This window comes from Klebsiella sp. HMSC16A12 (assembly GCF_001808265.1).
In the GTDB taxonomy this organism is placed as follows: domain Bacteria; phylum Pseudomonadota; class Gammaproteobacteria; order Enterobacterales; family Enterobacteriaceae; genus Klebsiella; species Klebsiella pneumoniae.
The window spans coordinates 116,660-140,784 of the sequence record NZ_KV792544.1; the positions used below are offsets into that span (position 1 = coordinate 116,660).

Consider the following 24,125-nt stretch of genomic DNA (forward strand, 5'->3'; position numbering starts at 1 on the left):
GTTCCTTATGAGTCAGAGGATGAATTCCGGGACAGATGTTCCGCGAGACCGCAGGGCGGCGGGGCGAACAATCGGCTGTCCATAACCTGAAGATCCGCGGCGATCGCCGGATGAAAATCCATATGCGCCAGGATGTCGCGCTCAAGATCGATGCCGGGGGCGATTTCCGTCAGCACCGGTCCTTCCGGGCGCAGTTCGAAAACCGCCCGTTCGGTGACGTAATGCATGGTTTGTCCTTTGGCGCGGGCCAGTTCGCCGTTGTAAGAAATCTGGTTTACCCCGGCGACGAATTTACGCACTTCGCCTTCGCGGCGGATATGCAGCGCCCCGTGTTCACAGGCGATCTCCAGCCCCTTGGCGGTAAAAGAGGAGCAGAACACGACGTGGCGGGCATTCTGGGTGATATCGATAAAACCGCCCGCGCCGGGGCAGGATGCGCCGAGCCGTGTGGCATTGACGTGCCCGTGCGGGTCCATCTCGCCGGCGCCCATAAAGGTGATGTCGACCCCTGCGCCGTTGTAGTAGAGCATTTGATCCTGGTGGCTAATCATCGCGCTCAGATTACGGCCGATACCGAAATCCACGCCACCCGCCTGCTGCCCGCCGTAGATCCCTGACTCGACGGTGATGGTGACCTGCTCGCCGAGCTGTTCCTCATGAATGATGGCGCCAATCACGTCATTGGGTATACCGGTGCCGAGATTGATGACGCAGCCGGGGGTCAGATAGCGGCAGGCAATCCGCCCGATAAGCTTGCGCAGGTCCAGCGGCAGCGGCGCATTTTGCGCGGCGGGCAGCTGGATATCGCCGCACAGCGCTGGGTCGAAGGCCCAGCTTGAAGTCTGGCGGTGATCCGTCTGCGGCTCTTCGCACACCACAATGGCGTCGATCAGGTTGCCGGGAACGGTGATGCTTTTCGGATGCAGCGAGCCTTTCGCTACGCGATATTTCACCTGCGCCAGCACCTTCGCCCCGTAGCGTCTGGCGGCGAGAACGGCGTGCAGGACTTCCAGCTTCATCACCTCTTCATCGGTCGTGAGGTTGCCGTCTTCATCAGCATGGGTGCCGCGCACAATGACCACGTCCAGAGGAAGAGCCGGATAAAACAGATATTCGTCGCCGCGAAACGTGACGTGCTCGATCAGATTGGGTCGTTCGCGGGTGCGGGCGTTCATCCTTCCGCCCTCTATGCGCGGATCGACAAAGGTACCGAGACCGACGGGAGAAAGCCGCCCCGGCAGTCCGGCGGCCATCGCGCTATAGAGATGAACGATCTGCCCCTGCGGCAGGCACCAGGCTTCCACTTCGTTGTTGTTGATCATCGCCATCCAGCGCGGCGCCAGGCCCCAGTGCGAACCGATAAGGCGGGTCACCATACCCGGATGGGCAAAGTGCTGGATACCGCGCTGGCGATCGCTTTGCCCCGCGGCATGCAGTAGCGTCAGGTCACGCGGTTCGCCCGCGGTCAGAAAGCGCGCTTCGATGGCGCTTAAAATGGACTCCGCCGCGCCGATAAGCGTCATCCCGACGGTGCAGACGGTGTCGCCGCTGGCGACCCACCGCGCCGCCTCATGGGCGTCGATAAATTTGCTGCTCACTTTTTATCCTCCGTTGATAGCGTGATGATGGATTCTGCGAGACGCGTTTTGAGCTGCTGTTTACTCACTTTGCCGTTGTGGGTACGCGGTAAAGCACGGGTGAAAATAATGCGCGCCGGTAGCTTAAAGCGGGCGATTTTGACCTTGAGCCAGTCGAGGATCTCTTCGCTGGTCAGGTGATGCTGGCCATCCGGCACGATAAACGCCACGGGCTCTTCGCCGTAGACCGGGCTGGGGGTCGGGATGACGGCAACTTCCCGTACTCCCCGATAGGTAGAGAGAATGTTTTCCAGCTCCAGTGAGTAAATTTTCTCGCCGCCGCGATTGATCATGTCCTTGCTGCGGTCTTTGATGTACAGCCAGCCTTCGTCGTCGAGATAGCCCAGATCGCCGGTACAAAACCAGCCCTGCGCATCGCAGCTCGGGCGTCGCTCGCTGTGCTGCCAGTATTCGCGGATCACCACATCGCCTTTTAGCCAGATATGGCCGATTTGCCCGGCGGGGAGGGGCTGCTGGCGATCGTTGCGGATGGTAATGGCGAGACCCGGGATCGCCTGACCTGAACTGCCACATTTATCGCTGCCCCAGACGTCGCCCGGAAAAATCGTCGCAGGCGAGGTCGTTTCGGTGAGGCCGTAGATCGGCTGAATCGCGGTATGCGGGAACAGGGTTTTTAACTCCTTGATCAGTCCATCGCTCAGGTGGCCCGCGCCGCAGGCAATCGTGCGCAATGCCGGAAAATCGCCGGGATGGCTGGCGCTCTGCTCACGCGCAGCCTGACAAAGAAGGATAAAAATGGTGGGCGAGCCGTGCAGAAAGGTAATGTTCTGCTCGCGCAGGGTGGTGATCACCTGCGGGGCATTGAACCGATGCTGCAGCCAGATGCTCGCGCCGAGGCTAATAAACAGCGCCAGCAGCGCCGACAGGCCGGTGATGTGATAGATAGGCACCGCCAGAATGGTGCTATCCGCGGCGGTGAGATTCAGTTTTTGCGTATAGGCGTCAATCGCGCAGAGCAGGTTATTGTGGGTGATAATCGCCCCTTTAGGCTCTCCGGTGGTGCCGGAGGTGAACATCATCACCGCCGTATCGTCGCGGTTAACCGGGACCGGCGGGCGGGTCAGCGGTTCGGGAAGGCAGAGCGCCTGCCATTCGCTGAGTGAAACCGCACGCGCGTCGGGGGTGTTTTTCAGCCAGTCCTGCACGGTCGCATCGAACAGGACAACCCGGGGAGCGATATGGCCTACCAGCGCCTCGCTTTCGGCCTGCTTAAGCTTGGTGCTGAAAGGCACCACTTCGATGCCCAAACCCAGCGCGGCAAAAAGGACTTCGCAAAAAGCGGGGTGATTGCCCCAGGCCAGCAGAATACGGTCGCCTTTGCGCAGCGACCAGCCGCGATCAAGCTGCGCCATCGCTCGCTGTACCCGCAGATGAAAATCGCGGTACAGATAGCGCCGATCCTCAAACGCCAGCGCCAGGGCATCCGGGCTGCGGGCGGCGCTGCGGCTCAGGGCCTGGTACAGATTCTGGAAGTCGGCGGAGGTGCTGTTCATGTGTCTCTCCTGATATCGCGTATTGAGTAGGAGTAGTCTGGGGAAATTCAGGAGAGGAAATTGCCGAATGGCTCACAATAGAAAATCAACAAAACAGAAGCAATTTTGTAACATTGCACAATGGGCAGGAGAGACCGGGTGGGGGAGAGATATCAGCGAATCAAACCGACGTGAATAATGCCAGAGGACGCTATCTTTTAGACCCGTATTAACCGGGCCTAAAAGAGTGAAGGGGGGCTTCCTTAAGCACACGGTATGAATGTTCTGTTTGTGTTACGTGATGAACGTTCGCATACAATCTAAGACAAACGACCTTTCGTGTCTGGATCAAAAACCCAGGCACAGCTATGAGTTTTGTTTATTATGTGGCGAACACGTGAATCCCAAGCCATTGCCTGGAGCTGAAAAATTTACAGTGGTTCGATTTTGCTGGAGAGGTTGCCGGGATTTATGGCGTGATTAAACGCCTGAGCTTGCTCAATTATCCACGCTCGAAAATTGGCAATTTTCGGCAGACTATCGCATCCGGGCCTGTATACCAGATAATAAGATAGCGGGCTTGTCAGCGAAACATCGGGACATAAGCGAATAAGGCGCCCACTTTTGATGTCATCATCAACCATTATGCTCCGTGCCAGAGCGATACCGTGGCCATCAATAGCTGCCTGAAGTACTGCTGCGGAGTTATTTATCCGCAAGGCGGGTTTACGTGCTATCGACTGAACGTTAAAACGCCGTAACCAGCGATCCCAGGTGATAAAATCTTTGTGTTGCTCCATCGACAGATCGTGAATAAGCGTTTGCTCAGTGACTCCCGTTAGACAGTTAATCGCAGGATTCACCGATATGAGGGAGGGGGCGCACACCGGGAAAACCTCCTCCGACATCAAGCATTCTGCCTTCAATCCTTCCCATTGTCCCAGACCATAGCGAATACCCACATCCATACCCTGTGCAGTGAAGTCCATTAACTTCAGGCTAGTTTCCAGGCGAACATCGATATCAGGCCATTTATGCTGAAAATCTTCAATGCGTGGCAATAACCACTTAGCTGCAAAGGCAGGGCTGACGGTTACGTTCAGAATACCGTTTGTCGCGCCCTCCCGCAGGAGCGTCATCCCCAGGTTTAGGCTTTGAAAACCCATGCGTATATCGGGGAGCGCACGGAGCGCAGGCTCCGTTAAAACGAGGGCGGCGCGACGATTATTGCTGCGGTGAAACAGCGGAAAACCGATCACTTCTTCAAGTGAACGCACCAGTTGTCCGACGGCTGCTGGGGTGACGTTTAACTCCTCGGCTGCAAGAGAAAAGCTCTGGTGGCGCGCGCTGGCTTCAAATGCACGTAGTGCATTGAGATGAACGGGTGTCTTCATACCTGATAGAAAACCTTCTTACAAAACCAAGATTATCTCATTTGTTCATGAGGGCATTGCTTAACATAATGCAGAAACGGTGAGGATTACAAAATAAATTATTGTAACCCCAACACAGAGTGTTGAGTTTATGCGCAAAGCTTTTCTTTGCGATAGGCAAGCGGGTGTCACCGTAACGAAGTATGGCCTGAGGCTATCTTTATGACTTTAGCGATCAAATGAATTAAGGAGTTTTCAATGGCTTATTTGCAGATCACCCTGGATATCAGCGAAAAGAACAGAGCAGCCGCTGCAGCGGTATATCAAAAATACAAAGCACCATTCCTCTCAACGATCGACGGCGCTGTTTCAAAAGAACTGTTGGTACGTGCCGAAGATGTGCAGGTTCTGCATAGTTTCCACACGGCTAAACAGGCTGAAGCGTATCTCGGATCTCAGTTATTTACCGCAGATGTGGTTGAGGCGCTCAAACCCTATCTGAACCGCGCGCCTGACGTGCGTATCTACGACGTTGCCTGATAACGCATTGATCAAACGGAGATAGCAGTGATGGTTCACTGGACTGAAATGCGGAAAGAACTCCGGGCAGCGATCGGGAAATTCGCAGGTCTGCAACCCGATGTGATGCAAGGCATCGATAAGATGCAAAATGCGGCTGTCGTAACAGGCCACCTGGACGCCAAAACACATGAGCTCATCGCGTTGGCAGTGGCGGTCACGACCCGTTGTGATGGATGTCTGTCCGTCCATGCTGAAGCTGCTGCAAAACAGGGGGCGACGCGCGAAGAAATCGCCGAGGCTTTAGGTGTGGCAATCACACTGAACACTGGCGCTGCGTTGGTCTATTCCAGCCGCGCACTGGACGCCTTCGATAACCTACCTAAGTAAATCAATCTGCGGCTTCTGTACGGAGCCGCTTTTCCTATACTTTGGAAAGCAGCATGTTAATAAACCACGATTTCACCCGACGCGTTACCGTCTCCTGCGATGATTATTACTGGGTTCACTCCCCTCAGACAGGAATTGATCGTGTTATGTTGGATCGCATCGGTGGTGAGCAGGCCCGCGCCACCAGCCTGGTTCGTTATTTACCTCAGACATCATTCCCGGAACATCAGCATCCCGGTGGAGAAGAGATCCTTGTTCTGGAGGGGCAATTCTCGGAAGGCAACCGTGATTATCCCGCTGGCTGGTATTTGCGTAACCCTCCGGGCTCCTCTCACCAGCCTCACAGCAACAAAGGCACGCAGCTATTCGTCAAGCTTGGTCAGATGACAAAACGAGAAACTGTTCCGCTACGTATCGATAGCCGTGCGCCTGAAAACTGGCGTGAGGATGGCGGAATGTCAATTTGTCCGTTGTTTGAGAGCGCAGAAGAACGAGTTTGTCTGCTGCGTATGGATTCTGGTTCGCTGCTGGTTGCCCCCTCTTTGAAGGGAGGGGCTGAGTTGCTCATCGTCGAAGGTAACCTAATTGAGGGCAACAGCATCCATGCTAAAGGGAGCTGGATACGCATCCCGTCCGGGCATGGAATGGCGTTTATTGCCGGGATCGACAAAACCCTGGTGTATCTCAAAGAAGGCCATCTCGATGTTGAGCAGGTAACGCTACCATGATGAATATTGAGGTCATCATTGTGGGAGGGGGACTCAGCGGGTTATACGCGGCCAGGTTGCTGGAGAAAGCGGGTATTAACTACCTACTTCTCGAAGGCCGTGAGCGTATGGGGGGGCGTATCTTGCAGGCGAATACCGTTGAGGCTGATTTAGGCGCGACCTGGTTCTGGCCAACGATACAACCTGCATTGAAGCAGTTATTCAGAGAACTGAACATTGAGTCATTCAGTCATCAGGAGAGGGGGGACATGCTTTTTGAGCGTTCCAAAGATGCCCCTTCTCGCCATCCTGGATTTGTCTCTTCGCCTGCCGCCGCCCGTGTAAGTGGTGGGATGTCACGATTGCCCGATGCATTACTTGCGAAGTTAAAGCCTGAACGCATTCAGACCGGACTGCAGGTTAAACACATCGAACAGCAAAATGGCACCCTGAATATTTGCGGATCGTATGCCGATGGACGTCCGTTTAGCCGGCAGGCGCAACATGTACTGCTGGCATTGCCCCCCATGCTGGCTGCAGGGATCAATTTTTTCCCCCCGCTGCCCACGACGTTATTGCAGGCATGGCGTAACACCAGAACCTGGATGGCCCCCCATGCAAAGTATGTCGCTGTGTATCCCTATAATTTTTGGCACAGGAAGGGATTATCCGGAGAGGTAAGAAGCAACATTGGGCCTATGGTTGAAATTCACGATGTTTCAGAACCTGACAGGATGTTTGCGCTGTTCGGATTTATTGGCGTGCCTTTTCACGAGCGTCAGAAGATAGGTGACGCGGTCCTGAGAGATTTATGCCGAGCCCAGTTGATAAGACTGTTAGGCGAGGAAGCCGCCTATCCCCATGCTGAGTTTCTTAAAGACTGGGCGGCGGATCCCTTTACCTCAACCTCGCGCGACCTGGCCCTACCCGCAGGGCATTCTGTACCACCCGCCAGCGCAAATAACGGCTCGTGGCGTAACTGTCTTACCGGTATCGCTAGCGAATGGTCCACCGTCTTTCCTGGCTACCTGGCAGGAGCGATTGATGCCGCTGCGGCAGGCGTACAACACATAATCGAGAACAAAAGATGAAGCAGACTTATAAAGCAATGCAAGTTTCTCGTCCTGGTCAACTCGAATGTGTGGAAAAAGAACTTCCGGTTCCCGGCCCAGGTGAAGTGCTGATAAAAGTGGAGGCCTGTGGAATTTGCGGAGCAGATTCTGGCGTCGTTGAAGGTCTGGAAAAGAGTGTTGAGTATCCGCGTGTACCGGGTCATGAAGTGGTCGGTACGATCTGCAAAACATCGGGGCCGCTCCCGGCCTGGCTCAAGCCTGGTCAACGTGTCGGCGTTGGGCGACTAGGTGGTCATTGCAACGCCTGCGAGCAATGCCGTCTTGGACACTTTAACCTCTGTCAGAATCAACCGGTTACTGGCAGCACAAGAGACGGGGGTTATGCAGAATACATGCTGGCGCGTGAGACGGGGCTGGTCGCAATACCGGATGATTTGTCCTCCGTTGACGCCGCACCCTTACTTTGCGCCGGAGTAGCGACTTTTAACGCCTTAAAAAAATCTCAAGCGCAGGCTGGCGATACGGTTGTTATTCAGGGGATCGGGGGGTTAGGACATTTAGCTTTGCAATATGCACGCAAAATGGGTTTTCGCGTTATCGCCGTTGGCAGGGGTGATGATATTGCACGCGAAGTCATTGCGCTCGGTGCCCATTACTACATCGATACCAACAAAGAAGAGGCTGTTGAAGTCATTAAGGCGTTTGGCGGCGCCAAAGTTATTTTGTCGACCATCACTGACAGCCATGCCGTTGCCACTCTGCTACCCGCGCTGCTTCCCCAGGGAAGGCTGATGGTCGTTGGTGTGGGTAAAGCGCCATTGAGCTTTACCCCGGGTCTCATGGTCGGACGGGAGTTACAGATAAACGGAGCCATGACCGGGACGGCAATTGAATTAGAAAAAACGCTTAATTTCAGCCTGCTGGTAGCTGTGCGCGCGCAGATTGAAACGCGTTCTCTGGCACAAGCACAAGAGGCGTATGAAAAAATGCGTAGCGGAAAGGCGTCTTTCCGCATGGTTCTCACCATGGGGCACCGTTGAATACATACCCCTACAAGGCATTGCTAATGACAATTAAAGAAATCTCAACTACGGAATTTACTGCAGACGTGCTGGAATCCGCGATTCCTGTACTCGTCGATTTCTGGGCCCCCTGGTGCAATCCCTGTCGTACTGTCGCCCCCATCATCGATGCCCTTGCTCTGGAGCATGCCGGCAAACTGAAGGTGTACAAGGTAAATGTGGATAAGCACCCCGATCTGGCATCACAGCATGGCATTCGGACCATCTCATTTTTTAAGATCTTTGTGAAGGGGGAGTCCGTCATCGAATTTTCCGGCGCCAGACCGAAAAGTGACTTCGATGCGCTACTGACCAGCGTTATCAACTAAAAAATAATGAGCAACATTCATCTGCGAGGGTAATTATGAGCAAGACACGTGTGACACCGTGGCAGGATAAAGATCCTGTTCCCGCTGATTTGCTGAGAGCTATGCAGGCGCGTCGTCCCAACGGTGAACTCATTGGAATCGACAGGGTATTACTGAAAAGCGTTCCGCTGGCCACCGGTTGGAATGAGCTACTAAGCCGAGTTCGCGCTGATTTTAGCCTGGAGCTGATTTATCTGGAATTGATCATGCTGCGCGTCGCCGTTCTGAATGGTGCCCAATTTGAGTGGAGGGTGCACTATCAAGCCTATCTGCAGGCAGGGGGGACAGAAGAAAAGGCTCAAGCGCTAAAAAACGCTGTGCCTAAACGTGAAATGTTCGATGACCAGGAGTGGATGCTCATTACGTTGACCGATCAATCCACCATAAACGTTAATGTCGATGCCGCAGTTATTGCATCATTGAAAAATCTCTTCGGTGAAACCAAAACTGTTGAGGCCGTCGCGACCGTGGCAGCTTACAACATGGTTTCGCGTTTTCTGGTGGCGCTGGATATCTAGCTCCACAGTCCTCTCTTTTTTCACTATCGAAATATAACAGCAGAAGACGCTGCTGTAATGCTATGGGCCCAGCGTAACAGGCTTCAATGCCTGAGCACGAATACGCCCATAAAAAGGAGTACCTATGTTTGGTTTAGATGCTTTTCATCTGGCACGGATCCAGTTTGCATTCACAGTTTCGTTTCATATTATCTTTCCGGCGATAACTATCGGTCTTGCAAGCTATCTGGTCGTACTCGAAGGCCTCTGGTTGAAAAAACGCAGCGCAGTTTACCTGGATCTCTATCATTTCTGGTCGAAAGTCTTTGCCGTTAACTTTGGGATGGGCGTTGTTTCCGGACTGGTAATGGCCTATCAGTTTGGGACCAACTGGAGCGGTTTTTCTCAATTCGCAGGTAGCATCACGGGCCCCTTACTTACTTATGAAGTATTAACGGCCTTTTTCCTTGAAGCAGGTTTCCTGGGCGTTATGCTGTTTGGTCGCGACAAAGTAGGACCCGGCCTGCATTTCTTTGCTACCTGCATGGTGGCTCTCGGAACATTAATATCAACCTTTTGGATCCTGGCTTCCAACAGCTGGATGCACACGCCTCAGGGATACAGTATCGAGAATGGTGTAGTCGAGCCTCAGGACTGGATAAAAATTGTTTTCAACCCATCATTCCCATGGCGTTTGGTGCATATGACGACAGCCGCTTTCCTTGCAAGTGCGTTCTTCGTTGGGGCATCTGGCGCATGGCATCTGCTTAAGGGCAGGGACACGCCAGCAATCCGCAAAATGTTCTCTATGGCGTTATGGATGGCAGCCATTATTGCGCCGATTCAGGTATTTCTGGGCGATGGGCACGGGCTAAACACGTTAGAGCATCAGCCTGCAAAAATTGCGGCGATTGAAGGGCACTGGGAAAACAGGCCTGGTGTAGCCACGCCGCTCATTCTGTTTGGCATTCCAGATATGGAGCAGGAACGAACTAAATTTGCACTTGAAGTACCTTACCTTGGCAGCCTGATCCTGACTCACAGTCTGAACCAACAGATCCCCGCGCTAAAAAGCTTTCCGCCTGCTGACAGGCCCAACTCTACCGTGGTGTTCTGGTCATTTCGTATCATGGTTGGTCTGGGACTATTAATGATTACCCAAGGTATTTTAAGCCTATGGCTACGTTACAAAAAAAAACTGTACGCCTCTCGACCGTTCCTCTGGTTCGTCTTGCTAATGGGACCGTCCGGGTTGATTGCCATCCTGGCAGGGTGGTTTACCACCGAAATAGGAAGACAGCCCTGGACTGTTTATGGCCTTCAACGGACCCGTGAGGCGGTATCCGCACACGGCGAGCTGCATATGAGTATGAGTCTCATGGCCTTTATTATCGTTTACAGTGCGGTGTTCGGTGTGGGTTATATCTATATGATGCAGCTCATTAAGAAGGGGCCGCAAACCGGTGAAGGTCAGTATCTACAGGAGGGGGGCCCGGGGAAGTTGCGCACACCAGCCAGGCCACTTTCAGCTGGCAATTGTACTGAGGACGGCAATCATGATTGATCTTCCGTTAATTTGGTTCGGCATCATCATCTTCTCTATCCTGATGTATATCGTGATGGACGGTTTCGATCTGGGTATAGGGATTATATTTCCGTTTAACAGAAATGCAGAAGAGCGCGATGTTATGGTTAACTCGGTAGCGCCTGTATGGGATGGCAACGAAACCTGGCTGGTGATGGGAGGCGCGAGTTTGTATGGTGCGTTTCCGTTGGCCTATGCTGTTATTACTGATGCACTAGCGGCGCCCTTGACGTTAATGCTTATTGGTCTGATTTTCCGTGGCGTCGCATTTGAATTTCGCTTCAAAGCGACTCCAGCCCATAAACCATTTTGGGATAAAGCTTTCATTTCAGGTTCTATACTGGCCGCGTTCTGTCAGGGTATCGTTGTTGGCGCTGTGATTAATGGCTTACCGGTAAGTGGGCGAGCATATGCAGGGTCGGCATTTATCTGGCTCGATCCTTTTGCGCTGTTTTGTGGACTGGGGCTGCTAATTGCCTATGCACTACTGGGTAGCACTTGGCTGATGGTCAAAACAGAGGGGCATCTGCAGCATAAAATGGCAAAACTAACCCTCCCATTGTTGCTGGCCTTAATGGTCGCTATGGGAATCATTAGTCTTTGGACGCCATTAGCACATCCTCATATTGCCAACCGTTGGTTTAGTTTGCCAAACCTGTTCTGGTTTCTGCCTGTTCCGGTATTAGTGCTGTTCAGCTCATGGGGGATCGTCCGGGCTGTTAACCGCTGCGCGCACTACACCCCCTTTTTCTTAACGCTGATGCTGGTGTTTCTTGGTTTTTCAGGACTAGGAATAAGCATCTGGCCAACTATCATTCCTCCATCGGTTTCGCTTCGCCAGGCCGCTGCTCCAGTAATGAGTCAGTCGTTCATGCTGGCCGGTAGCCTGGTGATTATCCCCGTCATTCTTGTTTACACCTTCTGGAGCTATTACGTCTTTCGAGGAAAGGTCAGAACGGATGATGGATACCATTAAGGAGACGTATAGATGATGCATGCTGACAATAAACCCCCCGTGCTGCTGAAAAAGCTCGTGTGGTTGATCGTCATCTGGACGGTCAGTGTTCTCGCTTTAGGGGGAGTTTCAATGATTTTTAGGGCCTTAATGACTGCTGCAGGCCTGAAAGCATAATCGTACGAGCGCCATCCGGGTCTGGTGTCCGGATGGCGTTGCTAAAAGAAAAACTTTATTAGTCAGGAAGTTTATCTGCTTTGTTGTAACCTCAGTTTCCACTTCATACTGCCGTAGGGAGAGAATATCAGACACCACAGGCTTGACGGTTGAAAAGAACGATGACCATTCCATTGACGATCAAACAAATTGAAATGCTGGTAAAAATAAGTGAAGGGAAGGGACTGTCAGAAGCGGCGCGCTTGCTTAATTTATCGCCATCCGCCGTGAGTAAGGGGCTGGCGGTGATGGAAGAAAACCTGGGTGTTCCGCTCATCCAAAGAACAACCCGCTCATTTCAGTTGACTGAAGCCGGGGAGTACTTCGTTTCCAGAGCATCGGATCTGCTCAAAGAGTTCGACGATATCGTTAACACGACCTGTGGCTATTTCAACCATCCACATGGGGCCTTGAAGATCACCTGTTCTGTGGCGTTTGGATACGCACATTTGATCGATATTTTTGAAGAATATCGTAAAAAAAATCATGATGTTGAACTTATACTGGATCTCGACGATCACCTGACGAATCTGAATGAAAACAATGTTGATATCGCATTGAGGATTACCGCCACGCCCCCGCAGAACTACGCCGCCAGAAAACTTTCAAAAATCAGCTGGCTATACTGTGCTTCCCCTGATTATCTTGCACGGAAGGGCTCCCCGACTAAACGCACCGAGCTTGCAAGCCATGAGTGTCTGATCTATCCAGGATTAACGCCAGCCCTTCGCTATAACGATATCGCATCCCCGCATCCGCAGTGCGCAATAAAACCCAGAACACCGGTTCAGGCCAATAGTAGCCTGTTGCTCTTGAAGGCGGCTCTTTCAGGGCAGGGTATTGCCTGGCTTCCCTCTTATCTCATCAGCCAGCACATCGATGCAGGGGCGCTTGTTCCTTTAAAGCTTGACGGTAAATACGCTTACCCGACGCATAGCCTCTATGCACTCTATTTCCCCAGCAAGTTTCGTAATCCAAAGGTAAGATCATTTATTGATTTTTTGGTGGAAGAAAACCAGCCATGGAATCGTTGGGAAAAAGCGATAGGTAATTTGCTCTAATAAGCGCACAATCAACGTGCGGCAGATCACAATAATTAGCCAAAATGAAATTACCGACATAAGAAAAAACTATTGCATTGGTCACACTTTAAAGTGAAAACTTTTATATTTTGTGGTGTGCGTCATATTATGATGAAATAAATCCAATGTGAATAAAAGTATAAACTGTTTTCTCTAATATTCATTAGCCACTCTTTGTTTGCTGTGTAAAGCTTCATGCATTCAATCAAAGATATCTACCGCTTATTTGATTGAAATATCGTCAGGGACTTGTTGGTTTCTGGATTAAATGTAGACAAGTCATTCCAGTATGTAATTAAAACATGCGTAACTTTGTGTTTTTGTTAAGTCTATTGGGGACTCCTATGACCGTAGGAATTAATACCGAAGCAATTAATCATAAGAATATTCCCTTTACCATGTATGATTTAGGGTGGGTGGTGCTTTGCATCGGAGCTGCCATTGGCTCCGGAATCGTCTTTTTCCCATTACAGGTTGGATTAAAAGGGGTGTGGGTCTTTGTCCTGGCCGTTATTCTGGGCTATCCGGCAGTTTATTACATGCAGAAGCTGTTCATCGAAACGATGGCGCGCAGCGATGAGCAAGATTCCTACCTGAGTATTATTACCAGCTACGTTGGCAGCCGCTGGGGCGTACTGCTTGGCGCGCTTTACTCCTTCACCATGCTGAAGTCGATGGTGGAGTATGCTCTTGCCATTACCAACGACAGCGCCTCGTATCTGAAAACCTTTGGCCTTACTAACCAGACGTTATCCGAACACTGGTGGTGGTCTCTGCTGTTAATCGCCGGGCTCTCTCTGGTCGCGTCGAAAGGAGAAAAGCTGCTCTTCAAAGTTTCAGGCAGCATGATCGCCGTAAAGCTGGTGATCATCGTAGCGATTGGTTTCGTGGTGATCCCTTTCTGGGATGTGAGCAATATTGGTGCATTCCCAACCGTTAGCCACCTTGTCGTAGGTACGTTCCCGACGCTTCCGTTCGCTATCTTCTCCATTATGTTTGTTGGGATACTAAATCCGATGAACATCGCCTATAAAAAACGTGAAGAAGATAAGGACGTGGCAAAATATAAAATTTTACGCGTACACAAAGTGGCTTATTTAGTTCTTGTCGCTACCGTGCTGTTGTTTGTCATGTCCATCGTACTTTCTATCAGCGAAGCCGATGCGCTACGAGCCTATCAGGATAATATCTCGGCCCTGGCGCTGGCCGCCAAGGTCATTCCTGGGGCCACGGTGAAGTATATGAGCGTTATTCTCAATGTGTTTTCCATTGTGACGGCATTCCTGGCGCTCTATCTGGCCGTACATGAATCTTTTGTAGGTCTGATCAAAGTCACTGTTGAAAAAATAGTTAAGCCTCAGGAAAACAATAGTAAGGCGATCTCAGTTGCCGCTTTTGTCATGGTTGTGCTGGTGCTGTGGCTGATAGTACTAACGAACTTTCCCATTCTGAAGGTGTTTGTGTTTGGTGGCGTGACTTACGGACTTATTAGCTGCATCATTCCTGGTTTTATTATTCTTAAGAATGACAAGTTTTCTGACCTTCGTGGCGTCTCGGTTTACTATGTGATTTTAATCGGCATGCTCATGTGCATTGGACCTTTTGTCATGCTGTTTTCACAATAATTTTTAACTCATATAACTTACACTTTACTGAGATTTTGTTTTTGCATTGCGTCATCATGAATCCTGTTGCGGGTCATCATTAATTCAATTCATGTTGATCCGCAAATAAAAAGCGGGAGCAAAAAAAATAATTATCATTGCTGCGTGCCTGTGATATTAAAAGAGATATATAAAGAGGTTAGGGAGCTAAGATGTCGCATACTAAAATCGCAAATAAGTTACAAAATCTTAAATCATCTGCAATTAGAGAATTATTGAAACACAGCAAAATGGACGGTGTTATTTCCCTGGGCGGAGGAATACCAGATCCAAACTTGTTTGATCGGGAAGGCTTACAGATTGCTATGGATCACATCTTGACCCACGGTTGGGAAGACGCGTTTCAGTATGGACTGAGTGAGGGTAATCCTGAACTGCGGGCAGCCATCTGCCAGATCATGCTTGACCGGGGAATTCACTGCGGCGTAGAGGATGTTGTTGTGACCTCCGGCTCCCAGCAATCTCTGGATATTCTTGCTCGGGCTCTGATTAATCCTGGCGATGTAGTGGTGTTAGAACGGCCTACTTACCTGGCGGCGCTGCAGGTATTTCAGCTTGCTGAAGCGAACCTGTTGTCGGTAGGAACTGACGCTGAGGGCATGATTGTCGATGAGCTGGAAACGCTGCTTCTAACGACCCGGATAAAAGCAGTGTATATCGTGCCCACGTTTGGCAATCCAGGAGGCGTTAGCCTCGCGGAGCAACGGCGTAAACAGCTGGTGGAACTCTCACTACGCTACGATTTTATCATCATCGAAGACGACCCTTACGGCGAAATTAATTTTACGGATTCGTCATTCATCCCGCTCAGAGCATGGTCTGCGGAAAGGGGTAACAATGATAACGTTGTTTACACATCAACCTTTTCGAAGATCCTCGCGCCAGGCGCTCGGGTAGGGTGGCTCGTGCTACCGGATTGGCTGAAAAGAGCGGTAGTCAATATCAAGCAAACCACAGATTTACATACAAGTGCACTCTCACAGTCGCTGACCTCTCACTATTTACACAGTGGCCGCTTGCCGGGACAGATCGCACTCATCCGGAAGGCTTATGAGCTCAAATGTCGAGTTCTAAGCCACCATCTGCTGAACGAACTAGGTGACCACCTCACTTTTCATCAGCCGATGGGCGGCATGTTTTTATGGGCGAAGTTTAAATATGCGATGGATACCACGCAATGGCTTCAGAAAACAATACGCAACGGCGTGGTGTTCGTGCCTGGTGAATTTTTCTACTGCGAAGAACCTGATCATTGCACTCTGCGAATGTCGTATGTCAGCACCACGGAAGAGAATCTGATAGAAGCGGTTAAGCGCCTGAAAATTTCGCTTAATTAAGCGTCCTCACCTGCTATACCCAGCGAGGACATTGGTAATAAACAAGACAGTTAGAGTTGTAAGTTGTAACCAGAGGAAGAGTAATAATGACTAATCATAGTTTTGATAACCAGATGTCTCCAGAAACGTATCTGTGCCATGGCCCATTCGATCCTGAGGTATTTGGTGGCGTGGTTAACCCGCCTGTATATCACGCCTCTACGGTCATCTTCAAAAACTGCAAAGAGCTAAACGAGCGTCACCAGGCTCTGTTTGAAGATGCGGAAGATGAAGTGATGTATTACGGTCGATTTGGAACGCCAATCACCTTCGCCGTGCAGAAAGCTCTGGCCGAACTGGAGGGGGGGTACCGATCTTTACTGGTGCCTACAGGGCTGGCAGCATGCACCAGTGCATTACTGGCTCTGGTAAAAAGTGGCGATCATATTCTTGTCAGTAGCAGCGTTTACGGCCCGACGCGTGGGTTCGTAAATAATGTGCTGGCCAAAATGGGCGTTTCGGCAACCTTTTTCGACCCTACTATCGGCGATGGCATTGGTCAACTGTTCCAGGAAAACACTACCGTGGTGTTTACAGAATCTCCAGGCTCCCAAACATTTGATATCCAGGATATTCCGGCAATAACTCGCGTGGCGCATGCCCACAACGCTAAAGTGATAATTGACAATACCTGGGCAACGCCACTATTTTTCAAACCATTTGAGCATGGCGTGGATGTCTCCGTGCATGCCGCCACTAAATATATCGTTGGGCACTCTGATGCGCAGATGGGCTTGATCACGACGAATAAAGAAACCTGGCTTGCCATTCGTCGCTTTATCTATCTATTTGGTCTTCATGCTGCGCCGGATGATGTTTATCTCGCACAACGTGGATTACGCACGATGTCTTTGCGTCTCGGACGCCATCAGGATTCAGCGCTTAAAATTGCTAAATGGTTTGAAGAACGTGAAGAAGTGGAGCAGGTGCTACACCCGGCATTGCCTTCATGTCCGGGGCACGAAATTTGGAAACGTGACTTCACCGGTTCCAGCGGTTTGTTTAGCGTGGTGCTTAAACCGCACTACTCAAAAGAGTCTGTGGAGAAGTTTATTGATAGCCTGCAGTATTTCGGCATTGGTTTTTCGTGGGGCGGTTTTGAAAGCCTGGCCATTCCATTTAACCCGCGTAAAGATCGTCCGGAATATCACTGGCCGTACGAAGGGCACTCCTTCCGTTTACAAATCGGCTTAGAAGATCCAGTAGATTTAGTAAGAGACCTGGATCAGGCGCTGCGTCATCTGAAGGGGTAAGAACCAGCAAAAGCGCCAGTCAAGCTGGCGCTTGTTATACTAGCGCTATGACAAAACGTTGTGATTGGCGGAAGTAGTAATGGATATTCCGATAGAACTTAAGCACTTACAAACTCTTTTAGCATTGCGTAAAACAGGAAGTCTGACGCGCGCGGCCGCAGCTATGCAACTGACTCAATCGGCACTATCGCACCAGATCAAACAACTGGAAGAGCACTATAACGTTACTCTGTTTATGCGAAAAACATCGCCCGTAAAGTTTACCATGGCGGGTGAGCGTTTGTTACACCTTGCTGAAACCGTGCTTAATGCAATGGAGGAAGCCAACAGGGATCTTTATAAGTTAGCGCTCGGAAAACAGGGCGCGCTCCGGATAACCCTTGAGTGTCACACCTGTTATGGCTGGTTACTACCGGTGATGGATGAGTTTCGTAAGAAATGGTCTGAGGTTGAAATTGATATATTGCCTGGTTTTCAGCCGGATCCAATAGGTCTTCTGTTGCAAGACAGAGCTGATGTTGCCATCGTGGATGAAACCGAGCAGACAGATCTGGTGAGGTACAGCTCTTTATTTAAATATGAAATGGTTGCTATTTTGGCAAATGAACATCCTTTAACGCGAAAGCCTTGGCTTGAAGCGGAAGATTTTCGTGGTGAATCGCTCATCACCTATGCAGTACCGGATGAGCGCATCGATCTTTGTCGAAAAGTACTTAAACCTGCCGGCATTCCAATTAGGAGAAAAACCACTGAACTCACCATGGCTATCATTCAACAGGTTGCCTGCCAGCGGGGTATTGCCGCATTGCCTATCTGGGCAGTATCAGAATATCTTGAAAAAAAATACGTCACAGCAAAGTCAATCACGGAAAATAAACTAATTTCAGAAGTTTGGCTTGCCACACTAACAGAGAACATCGACAAGGGCTATGTTAATGACTTTATTGGCTTTACCAGACAGCGCTGCTTGCGCTTATTAGATGAAATCTAAAATACCTAATAACAATGTAAGTGAGAGTTTTTTTGCATAAGAAGACGGCAATATCTTTATTTACAGGAGAAAAAATGAAAAAAATAATCAATACAAAAGCTGCTCCAGCAGCTATTGGACCTTATTCTCAAGGGGTATCATTCGGCAATTTAGTGATGACTTCAGGCCAACTACCTCTGGATCCAACAACGATGGCATTTCCCGAAGGAGGAGTAAGGGAACAGACTCGCCAGTCGTTATTAAATCTAAAAGCCGTTTTGGAACAATCAGGCGCTTCGCTGGATACTGTACTTAAAACTACCTGTTTCCTCGCAAAGATGGAGGATTTTTCGGTATTTAATGAAGTATACTCCGAATTTTTTGGTGACTCAGGAGCGCCAGCGCGTTCATGCATTCAGGCTGGCAAATTACCCAAAGAAGCCTTAGTTGAAATCGAAGCCATCGCGTATATTAAGTAATACAACAGGAGGCAAAGTGGATATGTGCCGTGAACACAGGCACATTATTTTTACTTTGACCTCCTTGTTGCTTTTTAATCCTGGTTAGATGAAAAGGGTGAATGGTTAGAGCATAACTACGTGGGCAAGGCAAATGGTCGGGCAACGCAGCAACGAGTGAGAATATTAGTGTTAATTTTGACTCGCTTCGGAACCCACAGGAGGCAGGAATACCATGTATAGAATGCGAGATATTGCAAGAAAGGGCCTGGCTCCGCCAGTGCTTTTACTGCTTTGTTTATTGATCAATATATGGGCGCGTTGGCCTATACTTATGCATATTGATGAGGTATTCACTATTTCATGGAGAGTATGCACCGCCCTGGTCACTGGAGGCATTAGTCTTGTCCTGTCTCTGACGGGACTGGTAACGTTGATAAGTAATCAAACAACCCTCAACGCACTGCATCCGGAACGAACCAGTATGCTGGTGACCAGAGGATGTTTTCGTTTTTCTCGCAACCCCGTCTACCTTGGATTTATAGGGCTACATATCGCTTTGGCCCTATTGTTAAGTAGTGTAATTGGTTTAATGATTACCCCGTTTCTCATTTTACTTCTGAGCATCTTGCATATACAGGTTGAAGAGGCTGGAATGCAGCAACTGTTTGGCCGACAATGGGAAGAATATTGCAACAATACACCTCGCTGGTTCTCTCTAGCATCGTTATATGCGGTCATTAAGGGGCGCGCCAAGTGATGGGATACCATTTTATTTATCGTTAAAATTGTGTGAATGGTATTCGCTTCTCACATACCACTAATAATTCATTCGTTACGTACTGTTTGTCCGACACTCACGAAATGCTGTATGGTTCCAGCGCACGAGTATTTCAGCTATGTCGACCAAACGATGGAATACGGTAGATATCCCGTCGTTACCAGGAATATCCTGAATCTGTAAGATGTTTCACTGGTATGGTCACGCAAAATCTACTCTCGAGATGATAATTTGTGCTATATTTTTTATTAATGCACTATGTTGATGAAAGTAGCATTTTAGATCTGCGCAGAGTATTCCGTGAATCTTTTAAATGATTTTCACCCTTACGAATTAATTAATATTTTTACTAAGATGGGGAAGGGTAGATTAACTTGATTTTAACTCTAAAATTATGCATGCTTATTAAAAAATGGCGACACTCGAACGTCGCCATTGTTAATAAATGTAAGGAGAAACGTTTAGTTTAAAAGCCGACTTCTGTCACGACTAAAAAGCAATGAAAACAAACCGCCAATTACAACTATCCCTATTAGAATATACATAACAAAGTAAAAGTTATGAGTAACACTCAATATAAAACCAATTAATACAGGTGATAATGCCCCGAAACCAACGGCCATACCATTTAAAGCCCCCGCTGCAGACGACATCGCTTCTGCAGGAACCATTGATTGCAAGAGGGTAAACACACAGGGTAGTTGCATTGAGGAGGCGCCGATACCGAAGGAGATAACGATTGCAGCGAAAAAATTATTACTAATATTCACTCCAGTCAGGATGCTTGCAGCACACAACATGGCCGAGACAAACATTACCATGCCTTTCCTGTCAGTTTTGTCGACAATAAACCCAGCAAGCACCTTGAACAAAAGTCCAAATATAAAAGGAAGCGCGGACATCCAACCGACATTTGCCCATGAAAAACCGCGCTCGGTATTTAAATATGTTGGAAGCCAAGTTACGACACCCCATGACAGCATGGAGTTAGAAGAAAAAACAGCTAATAAAATCCAAAAATTAGAATTGCACAGATATACTTTGGCACGTTCAACAACTGAAATTTTTTCACTGCTATTTTTATGTAAAACTTCCTCTGTGGTGCTTTTATTGATTTTTTGGAGTTCAAGAACGTTAACGTATTTATTTTCCTGTGGGAAGTTTGATGTGAAAAAATAGATTAGAACAATGGGCAACAAGGTTAACGAGAATGAAAAATAAAAAGTATGACGCCAGGAATGCTCAGCGATGATCCAGGTATAAAGAGGCATGGCTAGTGCAGGAGCGAGTGACTGTCCTAAGATCCATGCCGTATTCGCTCGACCTCGTTCTCCAGCAGGGAACCAATTTTTTATGATTGTATTTTGCATAGGGTAGTAAAGCCCCTCACCAATACCTAGCAAAATCCTGGTTCCTAATAATATAGCAAAGAAACTTGACAACCCCCCAATCAAAAGTGATAGGCTTATCACCACATAAGCGATAAGCATGGCCCTTCGAGGGCCAATATAATCTCCTAAAGGGCTTAAAAAAACATTAGCAATCCCGTAACTCGCTAAGAATAAAGACATCAACAAGCCAACTAAGATTGGTTTGTCATTAAGATGCATTTCGTTTAAAAAGTGTGTATTTGCTGCAATAATAGAAATATTGACACGGTCAAGATATATAATCGATAAGCTAACGAATAATATCCCTAACACAAAAAAACGCTGTTTCGTAGGTTTTTGTACATGCTCTAAAATTGTGACACTTTGGGGCAAATCAGTATCATTTTTCATTTATTAATCCTTATGGTTATTATAGGGCGGTAAATTTTTATTTTCCTGAGGTTAGGTAAGAGAAAATTTTACCTGTTCGGACTTTTCGGGCGAAATGACAGCTAACTATGTGTAACCTCTGTAATAAACCATTGACGTGCTAGTTTCTCCCAAAAAAGAGCACCTAATTCGAGGTTTTTATCATTGAAGTCATATGATGTACTATGAAGATCCCCTTGAGAAAGCGCATCGTTACCATTCCCAATCCATCCATATGCGCCAGGTACCTCCTGGAGCATAAAACCAAAATCTTCGGCGGTCATCGCTGGAAGAACATTATCATGAGCATTATTTTCACCAACAATTTCCCGCATCATTTTAGCCATAAAACGAGCTTCTTTGGGATGATTATTAGTATTTGGATAACCACCTTGTTTAATAATTACCTCAGCGTGCGCGCCATGAGCTTCTGCTATGTTGATGGCAATACGCTGCATATTATCCAGAATCAATGATTGAGCTTCGTTTGTTAAGGTACGGCATGTGCCCATAATTTTTGCTTCAGAAGGAATTATATTCGGTGAACTCCCCGCTTCAATTTTACCAATAGTCAACACGGCAGCGTCCAGAGGATTCATTCGACGTGATATTAAAGTCTGTAAATGCGACACAATAAAGCAGGCGACCGGCACAGGATCAATAGTTGACTGGGGGAGAGCTGCATGTCCACCTTTGCCAAAAACGGTGATCTCAAAAGTGACTCCCGATGCCATTATAGGGCCAATTTTTGTCCCCATTTGTCCTTGCGGAAGGTGAGGCCAGTTATGCAAAGCAAATACAGCCTGACAGGGAAAAAGCTTAAACAGTCCTTCGTTCATCATAACACGCGCCCCGGCACCGCCTTCTTCCCCTGGCTGAAAAATTAGATGTATGGTCCCATCAAAATCTCTATTTGCTGAAAGCAGTTCGGCTGCGCCAAGTAACATAGCGGTGTGCCCGTCATGTCCGCATCCATGCATACACCCTTTATGCTTACTAGCATGCGTGAATTTATTTGCTTCTTCTAATGGCAGGGCATCAATATCAGCTCTTATGCCTAATGCTGGTCCAGGATCATTAGCACTACGGTTTTTACCATATATACTACCAACGATACCCGTAGACGCTAGCCCTCTCTTGTAAGGGATATCCAGCTCAGTAAGAAAAGCTGCGATTTTATCGGATGTACGATGCTCCATAAATTTTAATTCTGGATGCATATGTAAATCATGCCTAAATTCTGTGAGCCTCTTCACATTAAGAGTCGTTCTATACTTAGATGACATGGGGGATCTCTTTTTAGTTAGCGTTAACCTTCGAAAAGTAACAAATGCTTTATCTTTATTGATCTAGTTCACATAAAATCAACCTTCCCAAACTACTTTATTGAATTCCTGCCATAAAAATACTTGCTTGAATTCATTCAACATGGATGATAGATAATGCTAATCTTGTCGTAAAATACCTTTTCAACATCTAACTCATACCATTGAGGTATATCTATGGAATTGCGTCAATGCCGCTACTTCATCTCAGTAGCGAAGCTAGGTAGCATTAGTCAAGCTGCGTTAGAACTTCATATTGCTCAACCCGCTCTGACACGCCAGATGCAAAAACTGGAAGAAGATCTTAGAGTAACGCTCTTCAATCGAACAGGGCGCGGGGTGCAACTTACTGATGCAGGAAGCCAGTTCCTCGTTGACGCGGAAATATTGATCAACAATGTAACCGTCATAAAGGAGCGCGCTGTACGAGCCTCCCGTGGAGAATGTGGTAATATTTCGCTAGCGCTTCCTGTAATACAAAATGCGGCACCACCGATCACAACATTATTAAAAAAATTCAAGAAGGCATCACCGCTCGTCGGTATTACGCTTCATCACCTCATATCTGAAGTGCAACTTTCAAAGATCGCTGAGGGAGAGCTGGATGCTGGTTTTTTATTGTTTAGACCTCTTAATGATCCGCTTTTTGCAGGAATCCCCGTTTTCAAAGAAAAAATGTTATTAGCTTATCCGACTGAGTGGAAGTGGCCTGATAATAAAGAACCTCGTTACTTAAGAGAATTGCAGAATCTTGACTTTATATGGCTTCCTCGTACCGCGGCACCGGCGTGGCATGATCGACTTATTCATTGCTTTTACGATGCAGGTTTTACGCCACGTTCCGTTATGCACGGCGTTGATGCAGTATCGATGCTTACATTAGTTAGCGCAGGCATGGGATGTACCATCGTTGCAGAAGGGATGAGACATCTTGCTCCGTCAAACGTGTCGTTTGTGGTTTTAGAAGATTTAAACATTGTACAGGAATGGGAGTTAGTATGGCGCAATGACAGGTGCTCTGAGGTTTTAAAAAGTTTAATAAATTTGATTTGAGCATATACCGCGCGCTAATAGCGGAATAAATGACTGCTGCTTTTTGAGCGCAAGCGGTCAATCGGGACTAATGGCATGAGAATATGCTTTCGGCTGACGATGAGGGAGGAAACCTCTATGCAGAAGTTTAGTCTCCTGAAACGTCGACCTGTGCGTCATCGTGCTGAATATGACCGGTTGTATCTAACGCGTGACCAGCAGTTGTCCTGCTTTGACCCGATCGCCAATAGGGAGCATCAGAGGGCCAGCACCACACGAGAGTATCGGCGCAACTGGCGGACTAGTAGTGTAAGACTAAAATAAAGCGTCACCCGTAGAGCTTTAATGCCTGAGTATACTGATTTCATGAGCGAGGAGTAGGGATTATGAAAAGGTTTGCTTACGCACACATACTCAATTTAACATAATATACATTATGCGCACTCATATTGCAGTAGCTAAATTGAGATGTCCGTCTCGGGGCTGCGGATGTTTTCCTGGACTGTTATGT

At 48.5% G+C, this 24,125-nt stretch carries 23 protein-coding genes; 18 read left to right on the plus strand and 5 right to left on the minus strand.

From position 1 onward, the window contains the following. Window positions 1-5: 5 nt before the first annotated feature. The 3 genes from HMPREF3140_RS04655 to gcvA all read right to left on the minus strand — a co-directional run bounded on the left by HMPREF3140_RS04655 (window position 6) and on the right by gcvA (window position 4,524). Complete coding sequence (locus HMPREF3140_RS04655; RefSeq protein WP_004179836.1) at window positions 6-1,598, minus strand: acyl CoA:acetate/3-ketoacid CoA transferase; 1,593 nt, start codon at window positions 1,596-1,598, stop codon at window positions 6-8. Beyond that, entirely contained in the window at window positions 1,595-3,151 is a 1,557-nt protein-coding gene (locus HMPREF3140_RS04660) for a class I adenylate-forming enzyme family protein (protein ID WP_004143418.1), read from the minus strand. The genes HMPREF3140_RS04655 and HMPREF3140_RS04660 overlap by 4 nt, the downstream gene beginning before the upstream one ends. A 410-nt stretch (window positions 3,152-3,561) precedes the next feature. Further along, the gene (gene gcvA, locus HMPREF3140_RS04665) at window positions 3,562-4,524 is read right to left on the minus strand and encodes a transcriptional regulator GcvA (protein WP_004179838.1); all 963 of its coding nucleotides are present in this window, start codon (window positions 4,522-4,524) and stop codon (window positions 3,562-3,564) included. 237 nt (window positions 4,525-4,761) lie between these two features. Between gcvA and HMPREF3140_RS04670 the strand changes: the two genes are divergently transcribed. The 17 genes from HMPREF3140_RS04670 to HMPREF3140_RS04745 all read left to right on the plus strand — a co-directional run bounded on the left by HMPREF3140_RS04670 (window position 4,762) and on the right by HMPREF3140_RS04745 (window position 19,437). After that, window positions 4,762-5,043, plus strand: a complete 282-nt coding sequence (locus HMPREF3140_RS04670) for a hypothetical protein (RefSeq protein ID WP_004179839.1) — start codon at window positions 4,762-4,764, stop codon at window positions 5,041-5,043. Window positions 5,044-5,073: 30 nt separating this feature from the next. Continuing rightward, window positions 5,074-5,412, plus strand: coding sequence for a carboxymuconolactone decarboxylase family protein (locus tag HMPREF3140_RS04675; protein WP_004179843.1), 339 nt, complete (start codon window positions 5,074-5,076; stop codon window positions 5,410-5,412). A gap of 53 nt (window positions 5,413-5,465) precedes the next feature. Next, window positions 5,466-6,140, plus strand: a complete 675-nt coding sequence (locus HMPREF3140_RS04680; RefSeq protein ID WP_032411484.1) for a cupin domain-containing protein — start codon at window positions 5,466-5,468, stop codon at window positions 6,138-6,140. Further along, window positions 6,137-7,210, plus strand: a complete 1,074-nt coding sequence (locus HMPREF3140_RS04685) for a flavin monoamine oxidase family protein (protein ID WP_064185775.1) — start codon at window positions 6,137-6,139, stop codon at window positions 7,208-7,210. The genes HMPREF3140_RS04680 and HMPREF3140_RS04685 overlap by 4 nt, the downstream gene beginning before the upstream one ends. Continuing rightward, window positions 7,207-8,232 carry an alcohol dehydrogenase catalytic domain-containing protein gene (locus tag HMPREF3140_RS04690; protein ID WP_004179846.1) on the plus strand — a complete coding sequence of 342 codons (1,026 nt, stop codon included), beginning with the start codon at window positions 7,207-7,209 and terminating at the stop codon, window positions 8,230-8,232. Before HMPREF3140_RS04685 ends, HMPREF3140_RS04690 begins: the two co-directional genes overlap by 4 nt. Window positions 8,233-8,258: 26 nt before the next feature. After that, the gene (locus HMPREF3140_RS04695; protein ID WP_050594842.1) at window positions 8,259-8,582 is read left to right on the plus strand and encodes a thioredoxin family protein; all 324 of its coding nucleotides are present in this window, start codon (window positions 8,259-8,261) and stop codon (window positions 8,580-8,582) included. Between the two features lie 35 nt (window positions 8,583-8,617). Further along, a complete protein-coding gene (locus HMPREF3140_RS04700; protein WP_032411489.1) occupies window positions 8,618-9,139 on the plus strand; it encodes a carboxymuconolactone decarboxylase family protein in 522 nt (173 codons plus the stop codon). Window positions 9,140-9,263: 124 nt separating this feature from the next. Further along, on the plus strand, window positions 9,264-10,682 hold the full coding sequence (locus HMPREF3140_RS04705) for a cytochrome ubiquinol oxidase subunit I (RefSeq protein WP_004179850.1): 1,419 nt from the start codon (window positions 9,264-9,266) through the stop codon (window positions 10,680-10,682). Further along, window positions 10,675-11,679: a cytochrome d ubiquinol oxidase subunit II gene (cydB, locus tag HMPREF3140_RS04710; protein ID WP_004179851.1), complete on the plus strand. Its 1,005-nt coding sequence runs from the start codon at window positions 10,675-10,677 to the stop codon at window positions 11,677-11,679. The genes HMPREF3140_RS04705 and cydB overlap by 8 nt, the downstream gene beginning before the upstream one ends. Before the next feature lie 12 nt (window positions 11,680-11,691). After that, the gene (locus HMPREF3140_RS26925) at window positions 11,692-11,835 is read left to right on the plus strand and encodes a DUF2474 domain-containing protein (protein ID WP_004179852.1); all 144 of its coding nucleotides are present in this window, start codon (window positions 11,692-11,694) and stop codon (window positions 11,833-11,835) included. A 161-nt stretch (window positions 11,836-11,996) separates the two neighbouring features. Then, the gene (locus HMPREF3140_RS04715; protein ID WP_004179853.1) at window positions 11,997-12,935 is read left to right on the plus strand and encodes a LysR family transcriptional regulator; all 939 of its coding nucleotides are present in this window, start codon (window positions 11,997-11,999) and stop codon (window positions 12,933-12,935) included. A gap of 365 nt (window positions 12,936-13,300) precedes the next feature. Further along, window positions 13,301-14,581, plus strand: coding sequence for an amino acid permease (locus HMPREF3140_RS04720; RefSeq protein ID WP_032411491.1), 1,281 nt, complete (start codon window positions 13,301-13,303; stop codon window positions 14,579-14,581). Between the two features lie 191 nt (window positions 14,582-14,772). After that, the gene (locus HMPREF3140_RS04725) at window positions 14,773-15,957 is read left to right on the plus strand and encodes an aminotransferase-like domain-containing protein (RefSeq protein WP_032411493.1); all 1,185 of its coding nucleotides are present in this window, start codon (window positions 14,773-14,775) and stop codon (window positions 15,955-15,957) included. 86 nt (window positions 15,958-16,043) lie between these two features. Next, complete coding sequence (metC, locus tag HMPREF3140_RS04730; protein WP_004884445.1) at window positions 16,044-17,249, plus strand: cystathionine beta-lyase; 1,206 nt, start codon at window positions 16,044-16,046, stop codon at window positions 17,247-17,249. Between the two features lie 79 nt (window positions 17,250-17,328). Then, window positions 17,329-18,240: a LysR family transcriptional regulator gene (locus HMPREF3140_RS04735; protein ID WP_064185777.1), complete on the plus strand. Its 912-nt coding sequence runs from the start codon at window positions 17,329-17,331 to the stop codon at window positions 18,238-18,240. Between the two features lie 74 nt (window positions 18,241-18,314). After that, entirely contained in the window at window positions 18,315-18,698 is a 384-nt protein-coding gene (locus tag HMPREF3140_RS04740) for a RidA family protein (protein ID WP_004884428.1), read from the plus strand. Between the two features lie 223 nt (window positions 18,699-18,921). Further along, on the plus strand, window positions 18,922-19,437 hold the full coding sequence (locus tag HMPREF3140_RS04745; protein ID WP_080883435.1) for a methyltransferase family protein: 516 nt from the start codon (window positions 18,922-18,924) through the stop codon (window positions 19,435-19,437). A 482-nt stretch (window positions 19,438-19,919) separates the two neighbouring features. Here HMPREF3140_RS04745 and HMPREF3140_RS04750 read toward each other — a convergent pair whose 3' ends face one another. Both HMPREF3140_RS04750 and HMPREF3140_RS26930 read right to left on the minus strand, forming a co-directional pair. Then, entirely contained in the window at window positions 19,920-21,239 is a 1,320-nt protein-coding gene (locus HMPREF3140_RS04750) for an MFS transporter (RefSeq protein ID WP_020325038.1), read from the minus strand. A 101-nt stretch (window positions 21,240-21,340) separates the two neighbouring features. Then, window positions 21,341-22,543: a M20 aminoacylase family protein gene (locus tag HMPREF3140_RS26930; protein WP_074195475.1), complete on the minus strand. Its 1,203-nt coding sequence runs from the start codon at window positions 22,541-22,543 to the stop codon at window positions 21,341-21,343. Between the two features lie 216 nt (window positions 22,544-22,759). Between HMPREF3140_RS26930 and HMPREF3140_RS04755 the strand changes: the two genes are divergently transcribed. Next, window positions 22,760-23,635, plus strand: coding sequence for a LysR family transcriptional regulator (locus HMPREF3140_RS04755; RefSeq protein WP_032411495.1), 876 nt, complete (start codon window positions 22,760-22,762; stop codon window positions 23,633-23,635). Window positions 23,636-24,125: the final 490 nt, after the last annotated feature.